12 protein-coding genes are annotated in these 12,655 nt (G+C 70.2%); 4 read left to right on the top strand and 8 right to left on the bottom strand.

The features are described from left to right. Positions 1 to 3: 3 nt before the first annotated feature. Together JGR64_RS01730 and JGR64_RS01725 are read left to right on the top strand one after the other, a co-directional pair. Positions 4 to 1,356: a sigma-54 dependent transcriptional regulator gene (locus tag JGR64_RS01730; RefSeq protein ID WP_199374817.1), complete on the top strand. Its 1,353-nt coding sequence runs from the start codon at positions 4 to 6 to the stop codon at positions 1,354 to 1,356. Continuing rightward, the gene (locus tag JGR64_RS01725; RefSeq protein ID WP_343225144.1) at positions 1,356 to 2,666 is read left to right on the top strand and encodes a PAS domain-containing sensor histidine kinase; all 1,311 of its coding nucleotides are present in this window, start codon (positions 1,356 to 1,358) and stop codon (positions 2,664 to 2,666) included. Before JGR64_RS01730 ends, JGR64_RS01725 begins: the two co-directional genes overlap by 1 nt. Before the next feature lie 51 nt (positions 2,667 to 2,717). Here the strand turns inward: JGR64_RS01725 and glmU are convergent, their stop codons facing one another. Beyond that, a complete protein-coding gene (gene glmU / locus JGR64_RS01720; RefSeq protein ID WP_199374816.1) occupies positions 2,718 to 4,109 on the bottom strand; it encodes a bifunctional UDP-N-acetylglucosamine diphosphorylase/glucosamine-1-phosphate N-acetyltransferase GlmU in 1,392 nt (463 codons plus the stop codon). Positions 4,110 to 4,208: 99 nt separating this feature from the next. On the opposite strand from glmU, the gene JGR64_RS01715 reads away from it, so the two are divergent. Then, positions 4,209 to 6,224 carry a hypothetical protein gene (locus tag JGR64_RS01715; protein WP_234446977.1) on the top strand — a complete coding sequence of 672 codons (2,016 nt, stop codon included), beginning with the start codon at positions 4,209 to 4,211 and terminating at the stop codon, positions 6,222 to 6,224. After that, the gene (locus JGR64_RS01710; RefSeq protein WP_199374814.1) at positions 6,221 to 6,604 is read left to right on the top strand and encodes a GtrA family protein; all 384 of its coding nucleotides are present in this window, start codon (positions 6,221 to 6,223) and stop codon (positions 6,602 to 6,604) included. The genes JGR64_RS01715 and JGR64_RS01710 overlap by 4 nt, the downstream gene beginning before the upstream one ends. Positions 6,605 to 6,732: 128 nt before the next feature. On the opposite strand, the gene JGR64_RS01705 is transcribed toward JGR64_RS01710, so the two are convergent. From JGR64_RS01705 to atpE, 7 genes are all read right to left on the bottom strand, one after another. After that, entirely contained in the window at positions 6,733 to 7,158 is a 426-nt protein-coding gene (locus JGR64_RS01705) for a F0F1 ATP synthase subunit epsilon (protein ID WP_199374813.1), read from the bottom strand. A gap of 10 nt (positions 7,159 to 7,168) precedes the next feature. After that, positions 7,169 to 8,575 (bottom strand): F0F1 ATP synthase subunit beta, encoded by a 1,407-nt coding sequence (gene atpD, locus JGR64_RS01700; RefSeq protein ID WP_199374812.1) that lies wholly within the window; start codon positions 8,573 to 8,575, stop codon positions 7,169 to 7,171. 34 nt (positions 8,576 to 8,609) lie between these two features. Next, complete coding sequence (gene atpG, locus JGR64_RS01695) at positions 8,610 to 9,473, bottom strand: F0F1 ATP synthase subunit gamma (RefSeq protein ID WP_199374811.1); 864 nt, start codon at positions 9,471 to 9,473, stop codon at positions 8,610 to 8,612. A 75-nt stretch (positions 9,474 to 9,548) separates the two neighbouring features. Further along, positions 9,549 to 11,099: a F0F1 ATP synthase subunit alpha gene (atpA, locus tag JGR64_RS01690; RefSeq protein ID WP_199374810.1), complete on the bottom strand. Its 1,551-nt coding sequence runs from the start codon at positions 11,097 to 11,099 to the stop codon at positions 9,549 to 9,551. Between the two features lie 105 nt (positions 11,100 to 11,204). Then, the gene (locus tag JGR64_RS01685) at positions 11,205 to 11,732 is read right to left on the bottom strand and encodes a F0F1 ATP synthase subunit delta (protein ID WP_199374809.1); all 528 of its coding nucleotides are present in this window, start codon (positions 11,730 to 11,732) and stop codon (positions 11,205 to 11,207) included. A gap of 5 nt (positions 11,733 to 11,737) precedes the next feature. Then, positions 11,738 to 12,208 carry a F0F1 ATP synthase subunit B gene (locus tag JGR64_RS01680; protein ID WP_182823120.1) on the bottom strand — a complete coding sequence of 157 codons (471 nt, stop codon included), beginning with the start codon at positions 12,206 to 12,208 and terminating at the stop codon, positions 11,738 to 11,740. 98 nt (positions 12,209 to 12,306) lie between these two features. Beyond that, positions 12,307 to 12,597 carry a F0F1 ATP synthase subunit C gene (gene atpE / locus JGR64_RS01675; RefSeq protein ID WP_199374808.1) on the bottom strand — a complete coding sequence of 97 codons (291 nt, stop codon included), beginning with the start codon at positions 12,595 to 12,597 and terminating at the stop codon, positions 12,307 to 12,309. Positions 12,598 to 12,655: the final 58 nt, after the last annotated feature.

The raw sequence follows: 12,655 nt of genomic DNA, 5'->3' as shown, positions 1-12,655 counted from the left end.
CCCATGCCCACCGTCCTGGTCATCGATGACAACCCCGCGGTTGCCACCGCGCTCGACGTGCTGTTCTCGCTGCACGACATCGACACGGTGGCCGCCGAATCACCCGATGATGGCCTGGCCCGGCTGGCCGCGGGTGGCATCGACCTGGTGATCCAGGACATGAACTTCCTCGCCGACACCACCTCGGGCGAGGAAGGCACCGCGCTGTTCCATGCCATCCGCGAACTGGAGCCGGACCTGCCGGTGGTCCTGCTGACGGCGTGGACGCACCTGGAGTCGGCGGTCGACCTGGTCAAGGCCGGCGCCGCCGACTACCTCGGCAAGCCCTGGGACGACCGCAAGCTGCTGGCGACCGTCAACAACCTGGTCGAGCTGTCCGAGGCGCGCCGCGACCTCGCCCGCCACCGCAGCGGCGAACGCCGCCGGCGCGACGCGCTGGCGCGCGACAACGACCTGCGCGGCATGGTCTATGCCGACCCGGCCAGCGAGCGCCTGCTGGCGTTGGCCTGCCAGGTCGCGCGCTCCGAGCTGCCGGTGCTGGTGACCGGACCCAACGGTGCCGGCAAGGAGAAGATCGCCGAGATCGTGCATGCCAACTCACCGGTCGGGAGTGGCCCGTTCGTCGCGCTCAACTGCGGCGCGCTGCCGGCGGAGCTGATCGAGGCCGAGCTGTTCGGCGCCGATGCCGGCGCCTACACCGGCGCGGGCAAGGCGCGCGAGGGCAAGTTCGAGGCCGCCGACGGCGGCACGCTGTTCCTCGACGAGATCGGCAACCTGCCGGCCGCCGGCCAGGTCAAGCTGCTGCGCGTGCTGGAGACCGGCCGCTTCGCGCGCCTGGGTTCCAACCGCGAACGCCAGGTGCGGGTGCGCGTGGTCAGCGCCACCAACGCCGACCTTGCGGCGATGATCGCCAGCGGCCGCTTCCGCGAGGATCTGTACTACCGCCTCAATGCGATCGAACTGAAAGTGCCGCCGCTGGCCGAGCGCCGCGACGACATCCTGCCGCTGGCACGCCTGTTCCTGCCCGCCGGCAGGCAGCTCGGCGCCGACGCCGCGGCCGCGCTTCTGGCCCATGCCTGGCCCGGCAACGTGCGCGAGCTGCGCAACGTGGTGCAGCGCGCGGCGCTGCTGTCGGCGGGCGAGGTGATCGGCGCGGACGCGTTGGGCCTGCCGAAGCCTGTCCCGGCCAACGCCGCGGCGGTGCCTGCCGGCGGTGGCGACGAGCCCGACCGCGCGGCGATCGAGGCCGCGCTGGCGCAGGCCGGCGGCGTGCTGGCGCAGGCCGCGGCGGAGCTGGGCATGTCGCGCCAGGCGCTGTACCGCCGCCTCGAGCGCCTCGGCATCCGTCGCGACTGATGGCACGCCGCCGGCTGCCACTGTGGCTGGCGTTCACCGCCGCGGCGTTCGTCTACATGCTGGTGGCCGCGACGCTTGCGCTCGCCTTGCGCCATTGGCTGCAGCTCGCGCCGTGGCTGGCGATCCCGTCGGCGGCGCTGCTGCCGCTGCCGCTGCTGGCGTACCACGTGCGCCGGCTGCTGCTGCCGGCGCGCGCGCTGTTCCGCGCGCTGTCGGGCAGCGTGGCGGCGTATCGCGATGGCGACTACAGCTTCGGCATCGCCTGGGACGGCAGCGGTGAACTCGGCGACCTGGTTGCCAGCCACCGCGCGCTCGGCGATACCCTGCGCGAGCAGCGCCTGCGCCTGGTGCAGCGCGAACTCCTGCTCGACACCATGGTCCAGAACACGCCGGTGGCGATGGTTCTGGTCGACGCCGGCGGCCACGTGGTGCTCGGCAACCTGGCCGCGCGCAGGATGCTGGGTGATGGCCGCAGGCTGGAAGGCCTGTCCTTCGAGGCCCTGCTCGCACTGGGGCCGGCGGCGCTGCGCGAGGCGATCGAGCGCGGCGGCGACGGCATGTTCACCGTGGGCCGCGACGATGACGAGGACATCTACCACCTCTCGCGCCGGCTCTTCCGCCTCAACGGCCGGCGCCACGAGCTGGTGCTGCTGCGCCAGCTGACCGCCGAGCTGCGCCGCCAGGAAGTCCAGACGTGGAAGAAGGTGATCCGCGTGATCAGCCACGAACTCAACAACTCGCTGGCGCCGATCGCATCGCTCGCGCACTCCGGTGCCGAGCTGCTGCGCCGCGGCCAGCTCGAGCGCCTGCCGGCGGCGCTGGCGACGATCGAGGAGCGCGCGCGCCACCTCGACGGCTTCCTGCGCGATTACGCGCGGTTCGCGAAGATGCCGGCGCCGCGCCTGGAGACCTTCGACTGGCCGGGCTTCGTGGCCCGGCTGCATGGCCAGGTCGGTTTTGTCACCGAGGGCTCGCCCGAAGGCCACGGCCGCGCCGACGTGCCGCAGCTCGAGCAATGCCTGCTCAACCTGCTGAAGAACGCGCACGAATCCGGCTCGCCTGCCGAAGACGTGCGGCTTGCGCTGCGGCGCCTGCCCGACGCCTGGCGCATCGACGTGCTCGACCGCGGCGGCGGAATGAACGAGGCGGTGCTGTCGAACGCGCTGCTGCCGTTCTATTCCACAAAGCGCCACGGCACCGGCCTGGGCCTGGCGCTGGCCCGCGAAATCGCCGAGGCGCACGGCGGCCGCATCGCGCTCGCCAACCGCGAGGGTGGCGGCCTGTGCGTGAGCATCCACCTGCCGGCCTGAGCCGCGCTTGCGCCTCAGGTGCCTCCGCGCGGACGCACCGCGCGCCGGGCTTCAGCCCTTCGGCGCCTTCACCGGCCGCTGCCAGCCCTCGATGCTGACCTGGCGCGCGCGCGCCACCGTCAGCTTGCCCGCCGGCGCGTCGCTGCCGATCACCGAGCCCGCGCCGATCGTGGCGTCGCGACCGATAGTCACCGGTGCGACCAGCGCGGCATTGGAGCCGATGAAGGCGCCGTCCTCGATGGTGGTGGTGGCCTTGTTGGCGCCGTCGTAATTGCAGGTGATGGTGCCGGCACCGATGTTGACGCCGGCACCGATGCGCGCGTCGCCCAGGTAGCTCAGGTGGTTGGCCTTGCTGCCGACGCCAAGCGTCGCGTTCTTGGCTTCGACGAAGTTGCCGACGTGCACGCCGTCGGCGAGCACCGTACCCGGGCGCAGGCGCGCGAACGGGCCGATGTGCACCGCGCCTTCGGTACGCGCGCCGTCGATGTCGCAATGCGCGCGCACTTCGCTGCCGGGTCCAAGGTCGGCGTTTCGGATCCGGCAGAACGGTCCGATGCGCACGCCATCGCCCAGCACCACGCGGCCCTCGAACACCACGTCGACGTCGATCTCCACGTCGCGGCCCACGACCACTTCGCCGCGGATGTCGACGCGCGCGGGATCGACGAAGCGCGCGCCCTGCTCGCACAGCGCGCGCACCAGCCGGCGCTGCATCGCACGCTCCAGCTGCGACAGCTGCCAGGGATCGTTCGCCCCTTCGGTCTCGACCGGATCGTCCACCTCCACCATCTCCGCGGCGCTGTACTCGGCGGCCGCCATCGCGAACACGTCGGTCAGGTAGTACTCGGCCTGCGCGTTGTCGGCCGACAGGCGCGCCAGCCAGCCCTTCAGCGCGGTGGATTCCGCTGCCAGCACGCCGGTGTTGACGATCGCGATGCGGCGCTGCTCCGGCGTGGCGTCCTTCTGCTCGACGACGGCGCCGACATTGCCTTCCGGATCGCGGACCACGCGGCCATAACCGGTCGGGTCGTCGAGTTCCGCGACCAGCACGGCCAGCCTGCCACCGGTGGCGAGCAGGCGTTGCAGGGTGGCGGTGGTGATCAGCGGCACGTCGCCGTACAGCACCACCACCTGTGCGCCGTCCGGCACGCCGGGCATGGCTTCGCGCACCGCGTGCCCGGTGCCGAGCTGGAGCGCCTGTTCGACCCACTGCAGGTCGGTCTGCTCGGCGAACGCGGCCTGGACCTGGTCGCCGCCATGGCCATGCACCACGTGGATCGCCGCCGGTGACAGCCCGCGCGCGGCGGCGATGACATGCGCCAGCATCGGCTGCCCGGCGATCTTCTGCAGCACCTTGGGCAGGCGCGACTTCATGCGCTTGCCCTCGCCCGCGGCCAGGATCACCACGTGGATGTCGGGGGTCGGCTGGTCCTGGGTCGGCATCTCGCGTCCTGCTGTCGAAGTCCGGGCCATTCTAATCGGCGGGCTGATAGCATGCGCGCGATGTCGCGAGCCGTTCCGACGGGGGCGTCCCCGAACACCTTGCCGCCGCACGCAACCGCCAGCCGGTGGCGGTCGCTGCTGCTCTGGGCCGGGCCCGCTGCCTGCATCGCCGGCATTTTCATCCACGAGCTGTTCGCCGAATGGGTGCCGTCGCGGAGCACGGCGCTGCTGGTGATCATGCTCGCTGCGCTGGCGTTCGCCGGCGTGCTGCGTCGCATTGCGGGCCTTGCCTGGGCGCACGGCCTGCTCGTCGCCTGGCTGCTTGCGCTGTTGCTGTTCGCCGGTCCGCTGCCGGTGCTGGCGACGCTGGCCTGCGCCGCCACTGCGATCGCGCTCGGCCTCTGGCTGCTGCCCGGCGCGGGCATCGCGGCGGCGTGCACCGTCGGCCTGGCGCTGGGGGCGGGCGTGCTCGGCTGGCTGCTGCCGCTGCCGATACACGGGCGCTGGACCTACCTTGCCGTGATCGTGGTGGTGCTCGCGCTGCGCCGCCGCGATGTCGGCAGCGCGATCCGGCAGGCATGGGATGGCTGGCGTGGCGCGGTTGCCGCCGCGCCAAGGGCCGCGGCCGCCGCGGTGCTGGTCGCCGGGCTGGCCAGCACCGGCTGCTGGGTTCCCACCGTGCAGTACGACGACGTCGGCTATCACCTGCTGCTGCCGTGGATGCTGCAGCTCGACGGACGCCACGCGCTCGATCCCGAGGTGCACGCCTGGGCCTTGGCGCCGTGGACGGCGGACGTGGTGCAGGCGCTGCCGCAGGTGCTTGCCGGCATGGAGGCGCGCGGCGCGGTCAACGCGCTGTGGCTCGCGTTGACCGCGACCGCGCTGTGGCAGCTGTGCGCCGCGCTCGGCGGCGATGCACGCCAGCGCTGGTGGACCGTGGCGCTGTACGCCAGCCTGCCGCTCACCGCGGTGCTGGCGATGGGCATGCAGACCGAGATGCAGACCACCGCGCTGCTGGCCTGGGCCGCGGTGCTGGCGCTGCGCCCGCCGTCGGTGCGCACGCTGTGGGCGGCATGCGCCCTGCTTGGCGCGCTGGTGGCGACCAAGCTGGCGGCCGCCGGGTTTGCCGCGATCCTGCTGCCGTGGCTGCTGTGGCGGCAGCGCGCGGTGCTTGGCTTGCGCAACCTGGCCGGAGGTCTGGTGCTCATCGCCGGCCTGGGCGGCAGCAGCTACGCCTACGCCGCTTACGTGGCCGGCAATCCCGTGCTGCCGCTGCTCAACAGCGTCTTCGGCTCGCCCTATTTCGCCACGCAGGATTTCGATGATCCGCGCTGGCATGCCGGCGCCGGACCGGACCTCGCCTGGCAGATCACATTCGATACCGGGCGCTACCTGGAAGCGTTCGCGGGAGGCGGCGGCTTCGTGCTGGTGGCGCTGGCCGGTGCCTGGCTGCTGGCGCTGGTGGCGCCGCGCACGCGCGCGCTTGCGGCGCTGGCTCTGGCGATGACCGTCGCGCCGCTGCTCGCGACGCAATACCTGCGCTACGTGCAGCCGGCGCTGGTGCTGGTGCTCCCGGCACTGGTGCTGGCCGCCAGCGCCGCGGCGCCGCGCAGCGCGCACCTGCTGCTGGTGGCCACGTGCGTCGCCAACCTGCTGTTCCAGGCCAACGGCCACTGGATGCTGCGCACCGGCATCGTCAAGGAGACGGTGATGGCGGCCGGACGCGACGCGCCGGTGTGGATGGAATACGCCCCCGAGCGCGTGCTGGCGATGCAGGTGCGCGCGCGCCGCGCGGCGGAGGGAGGGCACGGCACCGTACTCTCGCTCGCGCCTTCCGCACCAATGGCCGCCGAGTTCGGCGCGGCGGCGCGCACCGTCGGCTGGTACGACCCGTCGCTGCAGGCGGCGGCGCAACGCGCCGACCACGATGCCAGCGGCGGGGCCTGGGCCGAACTGCTGCGCAGCGAAGATGTCCGTGACGTGTTGCTGCGCCCGTCCGAATTGCCCGCAGTGCGCCAGGCGGGGCTGCTTGCCGCCGGTGCGCGGCGCGAGGCAGTCGCGGGCGCGGCGGAATGGTGGCGCCTGCCGCCGCGCGACGCGGTGGCTGCGCCATGAGCCTGCTGCGCCAGGGTCCGCGCTTCCTCGCCATCGGCGGCATCCAGTGGCTGCTCGACTGGGGCGTGATGGTGGCGCTCAGCCACTTCGGGCTGCGCATCGGCCTGGCCAACGTGTCGGGGCGCGTCTGCGGCGCGCTGGTCGGCTTCTGGCTCAACGGCAAGATCACCTTCACCGGCGAGGAGCACGGCATCGGGCGCCGGGCGCTCGTGCGCTTCATCGTCACCTGGCTGGTGATGACCCTGCTCAGCACGGTGGCGATCGAAGCGATCGACGACGTGCTCGGGCGCAAGTGGGCGTGGCTCGCGAAGCCGCTGGTCGAAGCGGTGCTCGGCCTGTTCGGGTTCCTGGCTTCGCGACACTGGATCTACCGCCGCTGACGCCACACGGCGCACGCACGCGCCGCCTCGGCCACAGCCAGCCACCCGCAGCCACATGCAAAAAGCCCCGCACATGGCGGGGCTCCTGCGTCAGCGCGGCGGCGGGAGCGACCCGCCGACCGTCGCGGTCAGTGCTTCAGGTTCTTGCGCAGGCGCTCGAGGGCCTGCAGCTGCGCCGCGATTTCCGCCATCTTCTTCTGCGCCTCGGCGATGTCCATCGCTTCGCCGCGGCCGGCCAGCACGCGCTCGGCCTCTTCCTTGGCGGCACGCACCGCGGCTTCGTCGATCTCGTCGGCGCGCACCGCGGTGTCGGCGAGGATCGTCACCACCTGCGGCTGCACCTCGAGGATGCCGCCGCTGATGGCGAAGTCGAGCTTCTCGCCGTTGGCCAGGGTGACCACGACCTTGCCGGGCTTCAGGCGCGTGATCAGCGGCGCGTGGCGCGGCGCGATGCCGAGCTCGCCGATCTCGCCGGTGGCCACCACCATGGTGGCCTCGCCGCGGAAGATCTCCGCCTCGGCGCTCACGATGTCACAACGGATGGTCGGGGCCATGGCTGTTTCCTCAGGCCTTTTCGGCCATCTTCGCGGCCTTCTCGACCGCTTCGTCGATGCCGCCGACCATGTAGAAGGCCTGCTCCGGCAGGTGGTCGTACTCGCCGTCCACGATGCCCTTGAAGCCGCGGATGGTTTCCTTCAGCGGCACGTACTTGCCCGGCGAGCCGGTGAACACTTCGGCCACGTGGAACGGCTGCGAGAAGAAGCGCTCGATCTTGCGCGCGCGCGACACGGCCTGCTTGTCTTCTTCCGACAGCTCGTCCATGCCGAGGATGGCGATGATGTCCTTCAGCTCCTTGTACTTCTGGAGCGTGGACTGCACGCGGCGCGCGGTGTCGTAGTGCTCGTTGCCGATCACGTTAGGATCGAGCTGGCGGCTGGTGGAGTCGAGCGGATCGACCGCCGGGTAGATGCCCAGCGAGGCGATGTTGCGGCTCAGCACGACGGTCGCGTCGAGGTGGGCGAAGGTGGTCGCCGGCGACGGGTCGGTCAGGTCGTCCGCGGGCACGTACACGGCCTGGATGGAGGTGATGGAGCCCGAGCGCGTCGAGGTGATGCGCTCCTGCAGCACGCCCATCTCCTGGGCCAGCGTGGGCTGGTAACCCACCGCCGACGGCATGCGGCCGAGCAGCGCCGACACTTCGGTACCGGCCAGGGTGTAGCGGTAGATGTTGTCGACGAACAGCAGCACGTCCTTGCCCTTGCCCGACGCGTCCTTCTCGTCGCGGAAGTACTCGGCCATGGTCAGGCCGGTCAGCGCGACGCGCAGGCGGTTGCCCGGCGGCTCGTTCATCTGGCCGTACACCATCGCCACCTTGTCGAGGACGTTGGAGTCCTTCATCTCGTGGTAGAAGTCGTTGCCCTCGCGGGTACGCTCGCCCACGCCGGCGAACACGGACAGGCCCGCGTGCGCCTTGGCGATGTTGTTGATGAGTTCCATCATGTTGACGGTCTTGCCGACGCCGGCGCCGCCGAACAGGCCGACCTTGCCGCCCTTGGCGAACGGGCACATCAGGTCGATGACCTTGATGCCGGTTTCCAGCAGCTCGTTGCCCGAGGACTGTTCCTCGTACGACGGCGCCGCGCGATGGATTTCCCAGGTGTCGGTGGCGTCGACCGGGCCGGCCTCGTCGATCGGGCGGCCCAGCACGTCCATGATGCGGCCGAGCGTGCCCGCGCCTACCGGCACCGAGATGCCGCGGCCGGTGTTGGTGGCCAGCAGGTTGCGCTTCAGGCCGTCGGTGGAGCCGAGCGCGATGGTGCGCACCACGCCGTCACCGAGCTGCTGCTGCACTTCCAGCGTGATTTCGGTGCCTTCGACCTTCAGTGCGTCGTACACCTTCGGCACTTCGTTGCGCGGGAATTCCACGTCGACGACTGCGCCGATGATCTGAACGATCTTGCCCTGACTCATTGCCGTATTCCTCTGGAAGTATTTTTCTTGCCGCTCAGACGGCGGATGCGCCGCTGACGATCTCGGAGATTTCCTGCGTGATCGCAGCCTGGCGGGCCTTGTTGTAGACCAGGTTCAGGGTGTCGATCAGCTTGTTGGCGTTGTCGCTGGCGGCCTTCATGGCCACCATGCGCGCGGCGTGCTCGGAGGCCACGTTTTCCATGACCGCCTGGTAGACCAGCGACTCCACGTAGCGCGTCAGCACGTGCTCGAGCACGCTGGCGGCGTCGGGTTCGTACAGGTAGTCCCAGTCGTGCTTGACCAGGACCTCCTCCGACGCCGGCAGCGGCAGCAGCTGGTCGAACGTGGCGCGCTGCGTCATGGTGTTGACGAAGTCGTTGTAGGCCAGGTACACGCGGTCCAGCGAACCTTCGGTGTAGCCGTCCAGCATCACCTTGACGATGCCGATCAGCTGCTCCACCTCGGGCGCGTCGCCCAGGTGGCTGACGCTGGCGAGCATCTTCACCTTGAGGCGACGGAAGAACACCGTGGCCTTCTGGCCGATGGTGACCACGTCGACCTCGACGCCCTTCGCATGCCATCCGGCGATCTCGCCGAGCAGCTTGCGGAACATGTTGTTGTTCAGGCCGCCGGCCAGGCCGCGATCGGACGACACGATGATGTAGCCGACACGCTTCGGGTCCGCGCGTTCCACCAGGAACGGATGCTGGAACTCGGAGTTCGCCTGCGCCAGGTGGCCGATCATCTGCTTCATGGCGCGCGCGTACGGGCGCGACGCCTTCATCCGCTCCTGGGCCTTGCGGATCTTGGATGCCGAGACCATCTCGAGCGCGCGCGTCACCTTGCGGGTGTTCTGCACGCTCTTGATCTTGGTTTTGATTTCCCTGCCGCCTGCCATCTCTTTCTCCGTGGGCCCTGGTCCGTCAGCCGCGGTGCACGGGCGCCTGCGCGCCCGTGTCCGCCGGCGTGCGGCTTACCAGCTGCCGGTCGCCTTGAAGTCGCCGATGCCCTGCTTGAACGCGGCTTCGATCTCGTCGTTCCACGCACCCGAGGCGTTCACCTTGGCGAGCAGCTCGCCGGCGGTGTTCTCGAAGTGCGCGTGCAGGCCTTCCTCGAAGGCGCCGATCTTGGCGACCGGCACGTCGTCGATGTAGCCCTCGCTGGCCGCGTAGATCGACAGCGCCTGCAGCGCCACCGACATCGGCTCGTACTGCTTCTGCTTCATCAGTTCGGTCACGCGCTGGCCGCGCTCGAGCTGCTTGCGCGTGGCCTCGTCGAGGTCCGACGCGAACTGCGCGAATGCCGCCAGCTCGCGGTACTGCGCCAGCGCGATGCGGATGCCGCCCGACAGCTTCTTGATGATCTTGGTCTGCGCGGCGCCACCGACGCGCGACACCGAGATGCCGGCGTTCACGGCCGGGCGGATGCCGGCGTTGAACAGGTCGGTCTCGAGGAAGATCTGGCCGTCGGTGATCGAGATCACGTTGGTCGGCACGAACGCGGACACGTCGCCGGCCTGGGTCTCGATGATCGGCAGCGCGGTCAGCGAACCGGTCTTGCCCTTCACTTCGCCCTTGGTGAACTGCTCCACGTACTCCTCGGACACGCGCGCGGCGCGCTCGAGCAGGCGGGAGTGCAGGTAGAACACGTCACCCGGGTAGGCTTCGCGGCCCGGCGGGCGGCGCAGCAGGAGCGAGATCTGGCGGTACGCCACGGCCTGCTTCGACAGGTCGTCGTACACGATCAGCGCGTCCTGGCCGCGGTCCATGAAGTACTCGCCCATGGTGCAGCCGGAGTAGGCGCTGATGTACTGCATCGCGGCCGATTCCGACGCGGTCGCGGCGACCACCACGGTGTGCGCCAGCGCGCCGTTTTCTTCGAGCTTGCGCACGATGTTGGCGACGGTCGAGGCCTTCTGCCCGATCGCCACGTACACGCACTTGATGCCGGTGTCCTTCTGGTTGATCACCGCGTCGATCGCCAGCGCGGTCTTGCCGGTCTGGCGGTCACCGATGATCAGCTCGCGCTGGCCACGGCCGATCGGGATCATCGAGTCGACGGCCTTGTAACCCGTCTGCACAGGCTGGTCGACCGACTTGCGCCAGATCACGCCCGGGGCGACGCGCTCCACCGGAGCGGTCTGCGCGGCGCCGATCGGGCCCTTGCCGTCGATCGGCTCGCCGAGCGCGTTGACCACGCGGCCGAGGAGTTCCGGACCCACCGGCACTTCGAGGATGCGGCCGGTGGTCTTGGCCACGTCGCCCTCGCGGAGGTTCTGGTAGTCGCCCAGCACCACGGCGCCGACCGAGTCGCGCTCCAGGTTGAGCGCGAGCGCGAACGTGTCGTTCGGCAGCTCGATCATTTCGCCCTGCATCACGTCGGCCAGGCCGTAGATGCGCACGATGCCGTCGGACACGGACGTCACCGTGCCCTCGTTGCGCGCTTCGGCGGCCAGCTTGACCTTCTCGATGCGGCTCCTGATCAGTTCGCTGATTTCAGAGGGGTTGAGCTGGGTGCTTGCCATTTCCGGGATCCTCGGGCGCACCGGTTTGGGTGGTGCGCGATAAGTGGAACTTTGTGGTGGGCGCGGCGCGCAGCGGTGCCTGCTGGCGGCTGCCGCGTCCGGTGCTTACTGGCTGAGTGCCGACTGCAGGCGGGAGAGCTTGCCGCGCAGCGAACCGTCGATGACCACGTCACCGGCGCTGATCACCGCGCCGCCGATGAGCGCGGCGTCGACGGCGGTCTGCACCTCGACGTCGCGACCGAACCGGCGCTTGAGCGCACCGCGGATCGCCTCGAGCTCGGCGACCGGCAGTTCCGTCGCCGAGGTCACCGTGGCGCGCACGACCTGCTCGGCGTCCGCACGCAGTTCTTCATAGAGCGCGGCGACTTCGGGCAGCAGTGCCAACCGGCCATTGCCGGCCAGCAGCGCCAGGAACGCGGCGAAGTCCTGCGGCACGCTGTCGGCCGAGAGCAGCGCGACGGCCTCCGCGTCGGCGAACTCCGGGTGGCCCAGCAGCGGGCGCACGCGGGGATCGGCCGCGACGTGGGCGGAGAACGCCAACGCCTGCGACCACGGCACGAATGCGCCGGCGTCGCGGGCGATGCCGAACACGGCACGCGCGTAGGGGCGGGCGAGGGTGATCTCCTGGCTCATCGGCTTCAGATCTCCGCGGCGAGTTCGTCGAGCAGCGCCTTGTGGACGCCGGCGTCGATCTCGCGCTTCAACAGACGCTCGGCACCGGTCACCGCAAGCGCGGACACCTGGCGACGCAGGTCCTCGCGGGCGCGGTTGGCGGACGCCTCGATCTCGGCCTCGAACACCGCCTTCTGGCGGATGGACTCGGTCTGGGCCTCGACGCGCGCGGCATCCACGATCTGGGTGGCGCGCTGGTGGGCCTGGTCGATGATCTCGTTGGCCTTGGCACGCGCCGCCTTGAGTTCCTGGTTCGCCGTGTCCTGGGCCTGCGCAAGCGCGCGCTGGCTGTTGTCCGCGGCGGCGAGGCCCTCGGCGATCTTCTGCTGGCGTTCTTCGATGGCCTTGAGCAACGGCGGCCAGACGAAGGTCGCGATCAGCCAGATGAGCGCCGCGAATGCGAGCGCCTGGGCGATCAGGGTGAGATTGATGTTCATGGCAATGCCTGTCCTGGTGGTCGGGGCATGCGGTGCATGCCGGCTTTCACGCCATGGCGTGGACGGTCAACCCGTCCACGCCCGGCGTGTCGACGCGATCAGGCGCCGGCCTGCGCCAGCAGCGGGCCCAGGAACGGGCTTGCGAAGGCGAACAGCAGGCCGACGGCGACGCTGATGATGAACGCGGCGTCGATCAGGCCGGCGGTGATGAACATGCGGACCTGCAGCACCGGGATCAGTTCCGGCTGGCGCGCGGCCGACTCGAGGAACTTGCCGGACATGATGGCAAGGCCGAGGCCGGCGCCGAGGGCGGCGAGGCCGATCATGATGCCGATGGCAAGGACCGTGGAGGCCTGGACCTGGGCGAGTGCGGTGATGACGATTTCCATGGTGTTCTCCGAAACGGACTTTACGAGGGTTTATTGGAAGGGTGGAACGTGTCAGGGC

This window comes from Luteimonas sp. MC1572 (genome assembly GCF_016615815.1).
In the GTDB taxonomy this organism is placed as follows: domain Bacteria; phylum Pseudomonadota; class Gammaproteobacteria; order Xanthomonadales; family Xanthomonadaceae; genus Luteimonas.
The sequence above is the reverse complement of the archived record's forward strand: the minus strand, read 5'-3'. Positions and strand labels throughout refer to the sequence as shown.